The organism is Candidatus Chloroploca mongolica (assembly GCF_004762035.2).
GTDB classification, from domain to species: Bacteria; Chloroflexota; Chloroflexia; order Chloroflexales; family Chloroflexaceae; genus Chloroploca; species Chloroploca mongolica.
In genome coordinates, this window is record NZ_SIJK02000053.1 from 18,100 (window position 1) to 34,977 (window position 16,878).

13 protein-coding genes are annotated in these 16,878 nt (G+C 57.7%); 1 reads left to right on the forward strand and 12 read right to left on the reverse strand.

Going from position 1 to position 16,878, the window contains the following annotated elements; all coding sequences use genetic code 11:
* Positions 1-138: 138 nt before the first annotated feature.
* The 11 genes from EYB53_RS20210 to EYB53_RS20260 all read right to left on the reverse strand — a co-directional run bounded on the left by EYB53_RS20210 (position 139) and on the right by EYB53_RS20260 (position 12,962).
* Positions 139-1,746, reverse strand: coding sequence for an amidase (locus EYB53_RS20210; protein WP_135480408.1), 1,608 nt, complete (start codon positions 1,744-1,746; stop codon positions 139-141).
* A gap of 38 nt (positions 1,747-1,784) precedes the next feature.
* A complete protein-coding gene (locus EYB53_RS20215; RefSeq protein ID WP_135480410.1) occupies positions 1,785-2,897 on the reverse strand; it encodes a glycosyltransferase in 1,113 nt (370 codons plus the stop codon).
* A gap of 21 nt (positions 2,898-2,918) precedes the next feature.
* On the reverse strand, positions 2,919-3,437 hold the full coding sequence (locus EYB53_RS20220; RefSeq protein ID WP_371879143.1) for a response regulator: 519 nt from the start codon (positions 3,435-3,437) through the stop codon (positions 2,919-2,921).
* An 11-nt stretch (positions 3,438-3,448) separates the two neighbouring features.
* Positions 3,449-5,020, reverse strand: a complete 1,572-nt coding sequence (locus tag EYB53_RS20225; protein ID WP_135480412.1) for a tetratricopeptide repeat protein — start codon at positions 5,018-5,020, stop codon at positions 3,449-3,451.
* A 32-nt stretch (positions 5,021-5,052) separates the two neighbouring features.
* The gene (locus EYB53_RS20230; protein ID WP_254151162.1) at positions 5,053-6,594 is read right to left on the reverse strand and encodes a CheR family methyltransferase; all 1,542 of its coding nucleotides are present in this window, start codon (positions 6,592-6,594) and stop codon (positions 5,053-5,055) included.
* A complete protein-coding gene (gene cheB / locus EYB53_RS20235; protein ID WP_135480414.1) occupies positions 6,591-7,787 on the reverse strand; it encodes a chemotaxis-specific protein-glutamate methyltransferase CheB in 1,197 nt (398 codons plus the stop codon). Before cheB ends, EYB53_RS20230 begins: the two co-directional genes overlap by 4 nt.
* A gap of 19 nt (positions 7,788-7,806) precedes the next feature.
* Positions 7,807-8,166 carry a response regulator gene (locus EYB53_RS20240; RefSeq protein ID WP_135480416.1) on the reverse strand — a complete coding sequence of 120 codons (360 nt, stop codon included), beginning with the start codon at positions 8,164-8,166 and terminating at the stop codon, positions 7,807-7,809.
* Positions 8,167-8,205: 39 nt separating this feature from the next.
* Positions 8,206-10,476, reverse strand: coding sequence for a hybrid sensor histidine kinase/response regulator (locus EYB53_RS20245; protein WP_135480418.1), 2,271 nt, complete (start codon positions 10,474-10,476; stop codon positions 8,206-8,208).
* 5 nt (positions 10,477-10,481) lie between these two features.
* A complete protein-coding gene (locus tag EYB53_RS20250; protein ID WP_135480420.1) occupies positions 10,482-11,966 on the reverse strand; it encodes a methyl-accepting chemotaxis protein in 1,485 nt (494 codons plus the stop codon).
* 28 nt (positions 11,967-11,994) lie between these two features.
* Positions 11,995-12,399, reverse strand: a complete 405-nt coding sequence (locus EYB53_RS20255) for a chemotaxis protein CheW (RefSeq protein WP_135480422.1) — start codon at positions 12,397-12,399, stop codon at positions 11,995-11,997.
* Between the two features lie 98 nt (positions 12,400-12,497).
* Positions 12,498-12,962 carry a chemotaxis protein CheW gene (locus EYB53_RS20260; protein WP_135480424.1) on the reverse strand — a complete coding sequence of 155 codons (465 nt, stop codon included), beginning with the start codon at positions 12,960-12,962 and terminating at the stop codon, positions 12,498-12,500.
* 212 nt (positions 12,963-13,174) lie between these two features.
* Between EYB53_RS20260 and EYB53_RS26685 the strand changes: the two genes are divergently transcribed.
* Complete coding sequence (locus EYB53_RS26685) at positions 13,175-14,251, forward strand: inositol-3-phosphate synthase (protein WP_135480426.1); 1,077 nt, start codon at positions 13,175-13,177, stop codon at positions 14,249-14,251.
* Between the two features lie 58 nt (positions 14,252-14,309).
* Here the strand turns inward: EYB53_RS26685 and topA are convergent, their stop codons facing one another.
* Positions 14,310-16,724, reverse strand: a complete 2,415-nt coding sequence (gene topA / locus EYB53_RS20270; RefSeq protein ID WP_135480428.1) for a type I DNA topoisomerase — start codon at positions 16,722-16,724, stop codon at positions 14,310-14,312.
* Positions 16,725-16,878: the final 154 nt, after the last annotated feature.

Below are 16,878 nucleotides of genomic sequence, written 5' to 3' on the forward strand. Positions count from 1 at the left end.
GCATCTCGTTGCCGCAGCATCTCAGGCTCTGCGTTCTGAACCCAATATCTTGCCAAGAAGGCGGTTGTTTTGACGCAAAGGCGCAAAGGCGCAACGTTTTTCGCGTAGGTGAGCACCCCTTCGCGCCTTCGCGTGAGCTTATGTGAAACTTATTAGCCCTGAACCCGGTTCCCATCGCACATAGCCCAGGCTTTGTTCGACCACATAGGCGGCGCGGAGCAGGGTTGCTTCACGCCAGGGGTGGGCAACAAGCTGGACGCTGAGCGGCAAGTCGTCACTGCCAAACCCGGTTGGTTGGGTGAGGGCGGGCCATCCGAGACAGTTGAAGGGGATCGCCAGGCCATTGGTTGCCGGTACGCCACGTTCTGGGATTGGCCCTGGATGGATCGGCCCAAGCAACAGATCAAGGTCGGCGGTGCGCGCACTGATCGCCCGGCGCAAGAAAGCCCGCGCCTGCTGCGCACGCACAAAAGAGTCTGCTTCATAGGCAAAGGCCGAGAGGATGCGCTGGCGCATAAATTCGCCATAGTCACCGAGTCGCGTCTGCAACCAGGGCATATGAAACGAGGCCGCTTCCATGGCGAGCAGCGCACTGCCAATCACCCGTAGCCCATCGAGTTCAGGCATATCCATCGCGATGACGGTCGCGCCGGCGGCTTCAAGGGCCTCGGCGGCCTGACGTACGGCATCGAACTGCTCGACCCCGGCCATCGGCAAGCCACTGCCATCACTGATCATCATACCAATCCGCAGGCCACGTACCCCTGCCCCAAGCTCGCCTGTGACATACGGAGGTGCCGCTCGCAACGTGCGCCCATCGCGTAGATCAGGCCCGGCCAGCACCTCTAACATTGCTGCGGCATCAGCGACGGTGCGCGCCAATGGCCCAAGATGATCAAGCGACCACGAGAGCGTCACGGCACCCGCCAGGCTGGTGCGTCCCCAGGTGGGTTTGAGTCCGACCAGGCCACAGAAAGCTGCCGGAATACGGATCGAGCAACCCGTGTCGGTTCCCAGGGCAGCATAGGTCATGCCTGTCGCCGTTGCCGCCGCCGAGCCACTACTCGATCCGCCGGTATCACGGGTCGGGTCAAACGGGTTGGCGGTTGACCCATAGTGGGCATTGTTCGAGCCAGGTGAATAGGCGAACTCGGACATACGGGTGCGCGCCACCAGAACCGCCCCGGCGTCACGCAGGCGTGCGACCGCCGTCGCATCCTCAGTTGCCACGTGCCCGGCGCAAATCAATGAACCAGCCGCCGTCGGCAAGCCGGCCATATCCAGAAGATCTTTGATCCCCAGGGGGATGCCGTGCAGCCAGCCACGATCATGACCTGCCGCCAGTTCCGTTTCAGCCCGTTGGGCCGCCTCATAGGCTTGTTCAGCCAGCACCATTTGTACCGCATTCAACGCTGGATCATACGCCGTAATGCGGGCCAGCGCCTCTTCGAGCAGCGCCGTTGGGGTCGTTGCCCCGCTGCGGATCTGCGTGGCGACGCCAAGGAGACTATCAACGGAACCATCCAGGGGTAAAGGCGCTGCCGCAACAACCTCAGATGGAACAGGCAAACTCTGGGCATCCAGGTAATCTGGAACGGTCGCCGCAGGCACCTCAGCAACAATGCGCGCAAAATCGGCCAGCCGACTCAAGAACCCCTTCGCCGCAATCCCCTCAAGATCCTCATCACTCGCCGCAATGCCCGCAGCGTGCAAACGATGGCGTAACCGATCATCAAGTGTGGTCATGACTTTGTCCTCGTCGTACCTTCGAGGGCAAGATGCCCTCATCGCCTGATCGCCTCGGCATAGATCGTTTCGATCCGATCGAGCATCGTGACCAGGCTAAACTCGCTTGCGGCGCGGAGGCGTCCGGCGTTGCCGTAGGCCTGCGCAAGGGCGGGGTTGGTTAGCAAGAGGCGTAACGCACGCGCCAGGGCTTGCGCATCGCCCGGCGGCACAACAATGCCCGTTGTCCCGTGCTTGGTCACGTAACTCGTCCCGGTACCGAGTTCCGTGCAGACTATCGGGAGACCTGCCGCCTGGGCTTCGACCTGGACAAGACCAAAGGACTCACTTCGTTCAAGCGAGGGCAGGACAAAAACGGTTGCCGCGTGGTAAAACGCACGCAGATGCTCGTCATCCTGAGCACCGACAAAATGCACGCGTTCGGCGACCCCGATCTGCCTTGCCAGATCGATCAAATCGGCCCGGCGCACCGTCGCATCAGCGCCGACAAAGATCGCCTGGCCTGGCACTTCAGCCATCGCCCGCACCAGCACCTCGGCCCCTTTATAGTAGCGCAACCGGCCAACAAAGAGCACGAGCGGGCCTGGGTAGCGGGCCTGGAGCGCGGCGACCAAGCGTTGATCAGCCTGACCAAAGCGTTCGAGAGGTAACCCATACGGCACGACGCGGCAGTGTGTAGCGATCGGTGCTACCCATGGCGATGAGTGCATATACGCTGGGCTACCAACCACAATGCTGGCAGCGGTGCGCAATGTGCGACGCACCAATGGTGCTACCACCAGTTTCAAGCGGCGCTGGCGGATAATATCGCTATGATAAGTTACCACAAATGGTATACGCCGCCCGGCCAGCAGAATCGCCAGATCGCCAGGAGGATAGGGATGGTGCAGATGGATCAGATCGGGGCGCAGGCGGGCCAGTTGCTGTGGAAGGCCAGGACTCAGGGGGGTCGACGCGACCGTCGCCAGACGCCCAACGGCAATGATGCGCACGCCTCGCTCTTCATACGAGCGTGAGCGCAACCCGGGTGCGCTGACGAGTACCGTCACCTGATGACCACGCGCCACGAGTCCCTCGGCGAGCAGGGCCAGATGATGCTCGATCCCCCCGGTGACCGGGGGGTAATCCTTGTAGATCTGCACAACATGCATAGCCGAGCTTTCCCCGCAGGGTTACGGCTGACGGGCAAAATAGGCTTTGACGCGCCGATCAAGATCCTCAAAATCAATCGGCTTGGTCATATACTCGTTGACCCCGCTCTGCAGGGCCTGCTTTTCGGTATCCCGTGAGCCAAACGCGGTGACCATGATAATATAGGCGTCGGAACCCTGGTTGCGTAGCGTTCGGGTTAGCTCAATGCCACCCATGCGCGGCATATTCATATCGGTGATAATCACATCGCAGGGGTGGCTTGACAGTATCTCCAGCGCGGTGATACCATCTTCGGCCTCAAGCACTGTGAAGTTGCTATTCACGAGCAGAAAACGATAGAGCCGACGAGTTGCTGGCTCGTCTTCTACAACCATCACCGTATTCGTCACATCAGCCTCGCTCTTGTCCCAGTTGATCCTGTTGCAAACTATACCATATTCCTGCCAATCAGGATGCAGAAATGTACTATTCTCTGTAGCAAAGCTAACGAGTTTCGAAAAGCGTGTGTGTGTGTGCTCGCGGCGTAGACGCGAGCACACACACAGCACCTTCACCCATGATTGTGGAGCATGCCCATTTTGTGGCGCATCATCGCAAGCGGCGTAACAGGTGAATCCTGTCCATGAATAAGGGCATCATACCGATGCAGATAGGCTTTCCCCAGGGACGTATTACCAATCTGAAGATAACAAGCCCCCAGATAATAGAGCGCCTGGGCGTGATGAGGGTTGCGCCGCAAGACTTTTTCGAAAAAAGGGATCGCACGATTGGGTTCGGTCAGTTCCTTATGGCAGATCCCAAGGATAAAGTTCGTTTCAAGATCGTCGGGCCAGTGCGCCAGCACTTGCTGAAATTCCCGCACCGCCAGATCGTAGTAGCCACGTCGTACATACAGATAGCCCAGGTCATAGCGCAGCGATTGGGCCTCGGGGGCCAGGTTGACGGCCTTCCGCCACGCCGCGAGCGCCCAACTTTCACGACCGAGCAGGTTATACATAAAACCGAGCAGATAGTGCGCCTGCGGATCATTGGGCAACAACTGCACCGCTCGTTCAAAGGCCCGCACGGCTTGCAGAGGCAGATTCATATCGTAGAGGAGTTTGCCCATCTGCAGAAAGAGTGGCCCCTCACTTGGATTGAGCCGGGCACATGCAAAGAGGATTTCATACGCCTCGCGGGTCTTCTGTTGAAGGCGCAAGATCGCACTCATCCGCATGCGTGCTGCCACAAAACGACTATCTTCGGCTGGCACGGTGCGATAGTGTTCCAGGGCCTCTTCCCAGCGGTGCTGACGGGCCAGCAGATTCCCAAGCCGATAGTGGGCCAGATACTCATCAGGCCGCCATTGCAGCAACGCCCCATAGATACGTTCGGCCTCTTCTTCATACCGTTGGTGTTTCAAGGCATCGCTCAGGCGATAGTACCATGCAATCACCTCTTCGTCACTGCGCACCACGGGCTCTCTCGTTTCGGCTTCAGGATCAGGGGGGACAAACGTTGGTTCGATGCGTCGTGCTTCTTGAAAATAGCGCTGGGCAAGTTCGTATGCACCACGGCTCTGATGCATCCGGCCCATATGGTAGCGGGGTTCGGCGGCATTGGGGCGAAGTCCACAGGCACGACTATAATGGATATAGGCGCGCCCCGCATCGTCAGCTTGCTGATAGCAGCGCGCCAGCGCAAAATGGGCTTCGTAGAGTTGCGGATTAGCTTCAAGGGCAGCGCGAAACGCACCAATGGCTGCTTCAAGTTCCTTGAGAACCGTAAAAGCCACCCCCAGGTTGTAGTGTCCTTCGGCGAGGTGCGGATCGCTTTCCGTCGCTTCGTGGTATTCGCGTAGTGCGGCGGCCCAGTCGTGCTGAAACGCAAGTGCATTGCCAATGTACACATAGATAATGGCGCGTTCCTGGACAAAGGCTTGCGCTTGTTCCTCACCATCAACATAGACCGCAATCAGGGCCGCTTTGAAATGTTCAATCGCATCATGGTACGCCGCCCGCAAATAGGCGCGGAGCCCCTGGCTATACGCCGTCCCCAGCCGTGTTCCGGCCATTAAACGCTCACTCCCGCTATACATCCCTGGATCGAGCGGCATCAATTGCAATTGTTCACTGGCCGACATATCTCGCTCCATCAGTCCTGGCACATCACTGCTTACAGGTTGTATTTGCGCTCAGGACGTAATCCTTCCATCGAACGCCGACATGTCTCACTGAGCCACCGTGCCGCGACGCCATCAAGCAGTTTGTCGGGCGGATGGCGAGTTAACTGGCGTATACAGTTGCGATATTCGCGGAGGGCATCATCGCGCCGTCCCAGTTGACGATAACACTCGGCAAGATGAAAGGCGAGCACGGGTGATTGATTATCAAGGTACCGCGCTCGTTCGAACTGAACCAGGGCCGCACTATGGCGATGCTGGCGCGCATAGATTAGCCCGATCAAGCAATAGGCTTCGGTCGTCAAGGGATTTAACTCAAGTGCGCGATGCGCCTCGGCCCCAGCCAGTTCAAAGTCGCCCCGGTTGGCATGCGCCCGGGCCATCAAGGCGAGGATCTGAGGTGCAGCGCTGCCGATCAGGGGCAAACTCTGCAAGCGGGCTAGCGCTTCTTCCGTCTGGCCTGTATCAAGCAAACCTTGGATCTGCTCAATGATGGCGCTGGTTGCACGATGATCGATGTGCGGCTGGCTCGGGCGTGAAGGGCGTCGCGTTGCGCGGGATAGTTCTGGCTGACACGCTGGCGCTAGAGCAGGCACCCCGCGTGACAGTGGGCCAGGATCGGTAGGCAAGGCTAGCGTGCGGCGATACCGTTGCTCGTCTATTTTTGCGGTGTCTTTGTAGTACACAAAAGAGTCACCCACTTCACGCCAGCGCAACTTGTTAAAAATGTTCCAGAGCGTCTCGGAAAAGCCAAGAAAGAGGAAGCCGCCATCATTGAGCGCATGGTAAAAACGTTCCATCAGGGAACGACAGGTATTGATTTGAAAATAGATCGTGACGTTTTGACAAAACAGGATATCGACGCCCTGCCCCTGGGCCGGAATCGGGTCGAGGAGATTGAACTGATCAAATTGAACGAGGCGTCGTACCCGCGAGGCAACCGTTAATTCAGCCCCGTGGGCGTCAAAATAGCGGACACGTTGTTGCGGGGTCAGGTTTGCCAGACTCCGCCCTTTATAGACCCCGGCTTTTGCCCGCGTGAGGGCGGCGCTACTCAGGTCAGTGGCCCAGATGCGAATGGGGCGGGGAAGTGGCTCGCCAAAAGTTTCGAGGACGGTAATCGCCAGTGAATAGGCTTCTTCGCCCGTCGCACAGCCGGCACTCCAGAGACGCAGGGGTTGACCGGGGGGCAGGCGTTGATGCAACTCGCGCAAGATGACCTCACGGAGCGCCTGCATATGCGGTTGGTTGCGAAAAAACTGTGTTTCGTGATTGAGCAATTCTTCCGTGAGGAGTTGGAGCTCTTGCTGATCAGGTTGATTGGTGAGTTGGTTCGTATAACGCTCAGTCGACATGCCAAGCGCGCTACTCCGTTGTTGAATGGCTGCTTCCAGCGTTCTGGTGCGTGTATCATCCAGATAGAGACCATAGGCGGTCGCAATCCTGTCCCGCAGCATCACAAGATCAGGTTGTTTAAGCAGTTCGTTTCGCGCCAGCGCCAGGTACATAGGTTCCACTCTCTTGCCAATAGTCATTGAGGTCCTGGGGCAAAGCGCTTGATCAACGTGGTTGCAATGCGCTCAGGGGGCAATACAAGATCGGCTGCCCCAAGTTCGATGGCCGCTCGTGGCATGCCAAAGATGGTCGATGTTGCTTCATCTTGGGCAATCGTAAACCCGCCGGCACGACGGATCGTGCGCATGCCGATGGCACCATCACGCCCCATCCCGGTCAACAACACGCCGGTCGTTGCGGCCCCAAAGACGGCAACCACCGACTGCATCGCGATATCAACCGCCGGACGTTGCATCAACAGAGGCAATCCACTTAGATGAACGGTACAATTCGGCTGAATGAGCAGATCAAACTGATCAGGAACCAGAAAGACATGGCCTGCTTGCAGGCGCATCCCTTCAGTGGCAAGGTGAACTGGCAACGTAAGCTGATCACTGAGCCATTCAGCCATGCCGGTACTGAACCCCTGTGCGATATGTTGCACCACAATCACGGTTGCCGCAAAGTCACCTGGCAGGCGCGCCAGGATCTGGCAGACCACCCGCGGGCCGCCGGTTGAGGCCCCGATCACCACGGCATCAAAACGACACGCTGCACTGCGCATCGGGGTCATCGTGTGCGGTGGTATGCCTGTGGCGAGTGGGGTCACGGGCTTGAATAGGGGAGCTCCGCTTGCCCCTGGCTGCGGCGGTGGTTTGGGGGGCACGGGCAGAGCGGGTTTCTCGGGTGCAGCTGGGGATGTTTCGGCGGGCACGACATAGGTGTCACTCTGCTTGCCGCGCCGCCCGCGCAAATGAGTCACAACCTGGATCCGGGCGAGCATGCGCACCTTGCGTACGAGTGACCGCCGGGCCTCTTCGAGGGCCCCTGGTTGATCAAGCCGCGGTTTCTCCATCACATCAAGTGCGCCTGCACCGAGCATCTGAAAGGTAATGTCAATATCATAACTACTGAGTGAGGTTGTCAGGACAAGGATGGGGAGCGGATGGTAGGCCATGAGCTGGCGGGTGGTCTCGACCCCATCCATGATTGGCATCCGCACATCCATCGTGACGAGATCCGGATGTAACGCCACAACCATCTCAATCGCTTCACGTCCATTGCACGCTTCACCCACGACCTCGACCAGCGGATCGCTTTCCAGGAGTTCACGAAGCAGCCTGCGCGCCAGGGCCGAGTCATCAACGATCAGAATGCGCAAGGTTTTGTTCATAAAGAACCCGATTTCTGGGTTACATCTCAAGCACCAGCTTGATGCGGTTGGGGAGATTGAAGAGCTCGACATCTTTGTTGAGATAATCGTCAACTCCTACCTCAAAGGCGGCATGTTTTTCATCACTGGAGGTTAACATAATAATGCGTAACTCATCAAGCTCGGGCCTGCTCCGCACACGGCGGCAGACTTCAAAGCCGTCAATGCCCGGCATCTGAACATCAAGCACCATCAGATCGGGGGCTTCTTCTTCAATCATTGCCAGGGCCTCTTCGCCACTGCCGGCCAGGCGTACCTCGTACCCAAACATTTCCAGGCGCATCTTGACGATATCCGTAATGAGTTTGCTATCATCAACGACAAGAATCTTGTGTGTCATGCCCCCTCCTTATAGTAACCCTCTGGTCAGGATGTCTGGTCAGTTCGCTGTGCCAAGCAGTTGCTGCACTACATCAAGCAGGCTCTCTTGATTGAACTGACTCTTCACAATATAGGCCTGTGCGCCTGCCTCCAACCCACGGCGGCGATGTTCTTCTGAGGCCAGGCTCGTAATCAGGATGACCGGTATGCGACTGGTGGTCGGATTGGCGCGGATCTGGCTGGTGAGGCCAAAACCGTCAACTCGTGGCATTTCGATGTCACTAACGACAAGATCGTATGGCTGCTGCTGCATCCGCCCGAGGGCATCAGCGCCATCGATGGCTGGCGTGACCTCATACCCTGCCGATTGCAAAATGCTGCAGATCAATTCTCGGGTGGTAAACGAGTCATCCACGACCAGCAACCGTGAACGCTGGACTGTCGGGGCCTGGCTCACGACGATGTTGCTCCGTTTGTTCTGGATGACCTGCACCGGATTGAGCAACAGCACCAGGGTACCATCGCCAAGCTGGATGGCCCCGCCGAAGTGTTGGTGCTTCTCGAACAAGGGGCCAAGTGGTTTGACCACGGCTTCACGCTCGTCGACCAGTTCATCCACCAGCAACGCCACGGGGCGCTGGTTGCTCCCCGTGATAATGGCAGGGACACGGCTGTGGCGACTGAATGGCGACGGTTCTGACAGGCCGAGCAGTTCGGCGAGGGCGATCAGGGCAAGCGTACGCTCTTCAACAAGGATCGTTGGCTGGCCTTCAAGCGAGCGGATCTCGTTGTGATAGGCCCAGACAGTACCATAACAGCTTGTGGCTGGCAGCGCAAAGATCGATCGCCCTGTGCGTACCAATAAAATGCGGGTCGTGACGAGGGTTAAGGGCAACGTGAGGATAATGCGACTCCCGTGGCCGAGTTCAGACTCGACTTCGACCTGTCCACCGAGTTCGGTCAGATTGGCGCGCACAACATCCATGCCAACGCCACGTCCCGAGATCTCGGTGATCTGCTGTGCCGTCGAAAACCCGGGTTGAAAGATTAGTTCGAAGGCTTCGCTATTGGGCATCAATGCGGACGCCTCGGCCGAGAGCAGACCGAGCCGCACGGCGCGCTCACGCAGGCGTTGCGGATCCATGCCACGACCATCATCACTGATGATGATTCTTACTTTGCCGCCAAGCGTTTCGGCGCGCACTTCGATCAAGCCGTAGGGTGGTTTGCCTGCCGCCTCGCGTTCGGCGGGAGGTTCGATGCCGTGATCAACCGCGTTGCGCACCATATGCATGAGTGGGTCGTTGATCAATTCCAGGACTTTGCGATCAAGTTCAACGGTTTCGCCGTACAATTCGATCCTGGCCTCGTGGCCGGTCGTCTGCGTGAGATCGCGGACGGCGCGGGGCAAGCCGGCATAGACCGTCGCGATGGGCAAGAGTCGGGCGCGCATCACCTCCTGTTCCAGATCTTTGACCAGTTGGGCGTGCTGGTTGGTGTGACGCATGACGCGATCACTCTCTTGATGGATCAGCCCACGGACTTCGCGGCCGATAGCATGCAAGCTCCCCAGGTGCTGATCAAGTTGTTTGCGTTGTCCTCCCGTCAGAGCCATGCTTTCCAGAGCTTCTTCAAACGCAAGCATCGCGGCTTGTTGTTGCGAGCATTTGTTTTGCAGTTCTTGCCACTGCTCGCCATGATTTGCCAGGCTCTGTTGGCTGATAACCAGTTCGCCGGCAAGGTTGAGCATCCGATCCAGGCGATCAACCCGTACCCTGATCGTCGGCTGGTTCTGATGACGCTGGTTGACAACACGGCTTAAGGGCACGGTTGTCGATGGAGGTGCTGCCGCACTGGCCGAAGTTCCACGAGGGGGAGGTGCTGCCTCAGGTGCTGGTGGTGCTTCGGACACGTCTGTTGCTGGCATAGCGGCTGGCGCTGCGTTGGCCTGCGCACCGCCCAGACCACCAATCAGTTCATCCACATTCACGGGACAGGGGCGACCCTCGATCGTGGCATTGATCAGTTCCAGGATGGCATCGCCGCTGCGCAGCAAGACATTGGCAAGCGGGCGTTCCAGCGCACGTTTGCCCTGGCGCATCTCGCCCAGCACCGTCTCGAGCTCGTGGGCCAACCGGCCAACCTCATCAAACCCGAGCATACGGGCCGAACCCTTAATCGTATGCATCGCGCGAAAGATCTGGGCAATCGTCGCCTGCTGCTCACCTGGATCAGTGGCTTGTTCCAGGTTCAACAAGCCCTCACCGAGAACACGGACATTCTCGACGCTCTCTTCACGAAATTGATGATAGAAACTCGACAGATCCATAGTGGTTACTGCTTTTCATTCGCCACAATTCCGTGAAGGCGATCGGCAATCGAGGTCAGCGTAACAGCCGCTTCAGCCATCTGCCGTGAGCCAAGCGCCGTCTGGCGGGCCACCTCAGCGATCTCGCGCATCGTTTCGACCACCTGCTCGCTGGCACTCTGCTGTTGCGCGGTCGCCAGGCCAATCTCGGCGGCGCTCTGGGCCGTCCGTTCGGCGACCATCACGATATTGTCCATCGTCTGGCCGGCGCGATGGGCAAGTTCGACCCCTCGTTCCACCTCTTTGCTCCCCTCTTCCGAGGCCAGCACCGAGGCTGAGGTCGCCTGGCGGATCTCTGCAATGACACCTTTGACTTCGCGTGCGGCCGCGAGCGTTCGATTGGCCAGACTTTTGACTTCAGCGGCGACCACGGCAAAGCGTCGCCCGTGTTCACCGGCACCCGCCGCCTCGATCGCCGCATTGAGTGCAAGCAGATGGGTTTCGTCAGAGATGTCGTCAATCAGGTCAATAATCTCGCCAATCTGCTGCGAACGCTCGCCGAGGCTGAGCACCCGATTCGAGACATCCGACACCCGGCCACGGATGCGTTCCATGGCTTGAATGCTCTCATCAACGGCGTCCTGCCCACTGCTCAGATTTTCGAGTGTCTGTTGGGCGGCTTGCGAGACATGGTCAGCCAGTTGCGCAATCTGGCGCGCCGTGCTGCCGAGTTGTTCAATCGTAGTCGAAACCTCAGAGACGGCGCTCGCCTGATCGGTCGCCCCGCTCGCCTGCGATTGCGAGGCAACCTGCAACTGCCCTGCGGCGGCGGCGAGCTCACTGCCCAGTTCGATTTGCTGAATATTCTTTTGCATCAACTGATCGGTCTTCTCGATCAACTGCTGCGCCCGCTGCTGTGACTGGGCGACGACCATCGCCAGATCGCGGCCACTCATGCCCGACATATACGCGATGAAACAGCCCGTCAAACTGAAAATAACCGCGTTGACCGCCGGCGAGAGATCCATCGGCGTGTAGAGGTTCCTGGTCTGGGTGATGAACAGGCCCATATAGATGACCATCGTTGCTGCGGCGACAAAAAAACTATCGCGCCCGTTGCCCAGCAAGCCAGCGCTAATCACGGGCACCAGAAACATAAAGGCGAGCGGGCCAAGCGGACCACCGAAGAGGATGACGCCAATCGTTGAACAGAGAATCATTGCATAGAAGAGGATGCGACGTCCCAGGACGGTATTCCGGTTCCGGATAAGAAAAAAAGCCGCAACATACATCACCAGCGAGACAATGACCAGGACGGCGACAAACCAGACCGTCAGTTGTCCGATGCTCGCCGAATTCCACAAAAAACCCATCGAAAAGAGAAAGATAATCGAAAGCGAAAAGCCGCTCGCGTTCAACAGATGCATCATGCTCTGGTGATCGAGCAGCAGGACAAGCTTCTCGTCCTCTTCCTGATGGTCAAACCTTCCCACAGTTGCTGTCGTTTGCATAGGTTTCATTCCCGATCAAGACACGATCTCACACAACCCCGAGGGCCACATCGGTCGCAATGCGCTGCAAATCAAGCACAAGGAGCAGTCGCTGTTCAAGGATGACAGCCCCGGTAAACCACGGACGAGCGAGGTGTTTGCGCATCAGCGGGGGTAAGGGGTGCACCTCTTCTGGCTGCGTCAGGCGTTCAACCCGATCGACCAGCAAGACCACGGTGCGGCGACGCAGGGTAATGGTCAAAGCATGGTACCGATCGGGCTTGGCCTCCACTTGAGAACCAAGCAACGCTCCAAGTTCAGCATAGATCAGCGGACGACCCCGGGCATCATCCTGCTCAGGGGCCGTCGTTGGCAGCAACTGGCTCAGGTGATCGACGTGGGTTTGAGGGGCCAGGTAGCACTGGTCAGCGATATGGATCTCAAGCAGGAGCATAGTAGCTTTCGCCTCACTCAACCAGGGTCATGCGCGTAACCTCACTGTTACTTTCTATGATACTGAGCGAACGAACGAAACAGGCACCAGTGCGTACTTCAGAGTGTTTCGTGGAGGACTGCGACCAGTGCGCCAAGGTTGAGCACCGCCAGGGTTGCTCCTTCAAGGGTGGTGACGCCGGCGAGCAAACGTACCCGTTGGGCATCAAGGGCCGCCGGTGGAGGCGCGATGCTCTTGGCGGTCAGGGGCACAAGATCAACGACGGTATCCACGAGCAGGGCCATCCTCGTGACGTCGTGCTCTACCAGCACCAGGCGGGTTGCACGGGTTGCGAGGTTCAGCGTCAGACCAAGTATCAGGCGCAGATCGATCACGGGAAAAATGACGCCACGCTGACTAATCAGCCCAGGCATGATCGCGGGGGCTCCGGGGACACTTGTTGGAGTTTGCCAGCGCATAACTTCGCGTACCGCAATCCCGGGGATGGCATAATGCTCGTCGGCGAGATTGACCACCAGGTACTCCTGGATCTCGGCGAGTACTTCGACTTCGTTCTGATTCATTATGATGATCGCTTCCCTTGAACTGTTCACACTTGTCCTGGGAGCGAGGGCGTTCCGTCCTCGAAGGCATCCCGAAGGCGAGACGCTCGCGCTCTCAGGCTGGCCTGTTACCTTGCCGACTTGCCAAGGTAGTTCAGGCGCTGTATCATGTTGCGTTACCATATAAAGATACCATAGCTGGTATGTGGTTTGATGAGAAAGGTATGCACTCTGTGAACAAGAAGATCCGGGTCGCGATTATTGGCGTTGGAAACTGTGCCTCGTCGCTCGTGCAAGGCATTCATTATTACCGTGAGGCCCGCGAGGGCGATGATATTCCAGGGCTCATGCATGTAACGCTGGGCGGGTATCACATTAGCGATATCGAATTTTCGGCGGCCTTTGATATTGCGGATACCAAAGTTGACAAAGATCTCTCAGAAGCGATTTTTGCTGAGCCAAACAATACCTATGTTTTTAGCAAAGTACCGCACCTCGGGGTGCCCGTGTCGCGAGGCATGACCCACGATGGGATTGGCAAATATTTGAGTCAGGTCATTACCAAGTCGCCACGCGATACCGATGATATTGTTGGCATTCTCAAGCAGACCCAAACGGATGTCGTTATCTCGTACCTGCCAGTGGGCAGCGAAATGGCAACGAAATGGTATGTCGAGCAGATCCTTGAGGCTGGCTGTGCGTTCATCAATTGTGTGCCCGTCTTTATTGCCAGCCAGGAGTACTGGCGGCGCCGTTTTGAAGAGAAGCGGTTGCCGATCATTGGCGATGATATCAAGAGCCAGGTGGGGGCAACGATTACCCACCGTGTCTTGACCACCCTTTTCAAAGAGCGTGGGGTGCGCCTGGATCGCACCTATCAACTCAATTTTGGCGGCAATACCGACTTTTTGAATATGCTCGAACGGGAGCGCCTCGAGAGCAAGAAGATCAGCAAAACTAACGCCGTGACGAGTCAGTTGAACTACGAACTCCCGGAAGCCTCGGTGCATGTCGGCCCAAGCGATTATGTGCCGTGGCTGGGCGACCGCAAATGGGCCTATATTCGCATGGAGGGCACGACCTTTGGGGATGTGCCGCTCAACGTCGAATTAAAGCTCGAAGTCTGGGACTCGCCTAACTCAGCCGGGGTGGTGATTGACGCGATCCGTTGTGCCAAACTGGCCCTTGATCGTGGCCTTGGCGGTGCCCTCGATGGTCCGAGCAGTTATTTTATGAAGACCCCGCCCAAGCAGTATACCGATTATGAAGCACGCGAACTAACCGACCGTTTTGCCCGTGGCGAGGAGTAGGAACACAAACACCTGCGCAGGGTTCGCCCTGCGCAGGTGTTTGTGCTAAGAGGCCCGTTCAGGCGCTTTTCTTACGGGGAGGCTCTTTTTTTGTGCTGGTTGTCTTTTTGCTGGTGGCCGCCTTTTTGTTGGTCGGCGTCTTTTTGCTGGTGGCCGCCTTTTTCGTCGCGGTCGTTTTCTTGGTTGCCTTCTCTTTGCTCTCAGCTTGCACTGGGGTTGCTTCGACCGGGGCCATCTCTTCGAGGCTGTTGGTCAGATAGTCGCACTTTGGATAGCGTGAGCAGCCAAAGAAGGGCCGCCCAAAGCGCCCCCGGCGCCGCAGCAATTCGCCCTCGTGACACTTGGGACAGGCCACACCGGTGGGTTCGGGAAGGGGCACGGGCTTGCCATCTTTGCCGAGGCGCCGTGTATTGCTGCACTCGGGATAGCCTGAACAGCCGAGGAATGGCCCGAAGCGACTCTTTTTGATCACCATTGGCCGCCCACAGAGATTGCACATCACATCGCTGGTTTCGGGGGCGCTGGCTTTATCGAGAACGATTTTGCCGTCACTGTCGCGATGGAAATCACTGGTGAAGTCACACGATTCAGGGCCACCATCTTTGCTGTACCGGGTACAAGCAAGGAACTCACCATTGCGTCCGAACTTGATGGCGAGCAGACCCTGTTGACACTTGGGACACTGGAGATCGGTGACAATCTCTTCGCGCTTGAGATTGCGCATCTCAACCTTCGCATCAGCGAGGGTCTTCTGAAACGGCGCATAAAATTCGTGGAGGACAGGCACCCAAGCCTTTGATCCGTCGGCAATATCATCAAGTTGCTGTTCAAGGGCCGACGTAAAATCGTAGTCAACAATATTCGGAAAGTGGAGCACAAGGAGCTCGGTGACGACCCGCCCGAGGGTCGTTGGGATTAACTTCTTGTCGGCAGCCGTCACATAATCACGTTCCTGGATGGTTGAAATGATCGAAGCATAGGTCGAAGGCCGCCCAATGCCAAGGCGCTCAAGCTCTTTGACCAAGCTTGCCTCGGTAAAGCGGGGAAGCGGCTCGGTGAAATGCTGGATGGGCAGAAGTTCCAGCAGATCGAGCGGATCCTGCTCGACGAGAAGAGGCAGTCGGCGCTCGCTATCTTCGTCCTCTTCGCCCTCATCAAGGCTGACATTGTAGACCGCAAGAAAACCGGGGAACTTGAGCACCGAGCCGGTTGCCCGGAAGAGATAGGGCGCATTGCCAGTTGGCGCTGTCGGTGTCCAGGCCCCAAGATCAACGGTCGTACTATCAAAGATAGCCGGTGCCATCTGCGAGGCGACAAAACGCTTCCAGATCAACTCATAGAGCCGGAAGAGATCGCGTTCGAGGATCGCACTGACCTGCTCGGGTGCCCGCTCGCTACTTGTCGGACGGATCGCCTCGTGTGCCTCCTGGGCGCCTTTCGCCTTGGTTTTATACACAGGGGGCTTATCGGGCAAATAGTCACGCCCAAAGCGGCTTTCGATCAAGCGCCGCGCCTCGGCTTGCGCTTCACTGGCCACATTGGTACTATCGGTACGCATATAGGTGATCAGACCGCTGACCCCCTCGTCGCCCCCAAGATCGACCCCCTCATAGAGACGCTGCGCGAGCATCATCGTCTTTTTGGCACTGAACCCGAGTTTGCGCCCGGCCTCTTGCTGCAGGGTCGACGTCGTAAAGGGCGGAGCGGGGCTCCGGCGCTTATCTTTGCGGGTCACCTTCACCACGCGATAGGAAGCGCGGTCGAGGTCAGTCACAATCGCATCGGCCTGTTCCTGATCGGGCACCGCGAACTTATCGAGTTTCTTGCCTGCGCGCTCGATCAGTGTTGCGCGGAACGCATCGCGCGGGGCCGTACCCCCGGTCTTCAGCAGATCAGCCTCGATGGTCCAGTACTCAACGGGCACAAAGCTCTCGACCTCTTGCTCACGTTCGACAATCAGACGCACCGCGACTGACTGCACCCGGCCAGCGGAAAGCCCGCGCTTGACCTTATCCCAGAGCAAGGGACTCAGTTGATAGCCGACGAGTCGATCGAGCACCCGGCGAGCTTGCTGGGCATTGACCAGATTCTCATTAATCGCACGGGGATGATCGAGTGCCTGTTGCACCGCATTACGCGTAATCTCCTGGAACACAACGCGATACACCGGCGTACGCCCGGGCTTGATGGCCTCGGTAATATGCCACGCAATCGCCTCACCCTCACGATCGGGGTCAGTCGCAAGATAGATCGCATCGGCGTTGCGCATCGCCTGGCGCAATTCACTGACGACCTTCTCTTTGGTCACCTCATAGACGGGTTGAAAATTGTGCTCGACATCAATCGCCAGATCACTCTTGGGCAAATCACGCACATGGCCCATACTCGAAGTGACCCGATACCCACGACCAAGATATTTCTGGATCGTCTTCGCCTTCGACGGCGACTCGACGATAACAAGTTTGTCTCCCATAGCGCCCCAGGCTAAGCCAAGAATAGTAACAAACTGCGGCACGCAATTCGCTATAGCACTATACGCGGGCTATCCATCCTTGTCAATAGCCTGGTATCCAGGACACAGGGCGATTGCATCTTCCGTGTATGCACCCCGCCAAGGCACCCGCAAG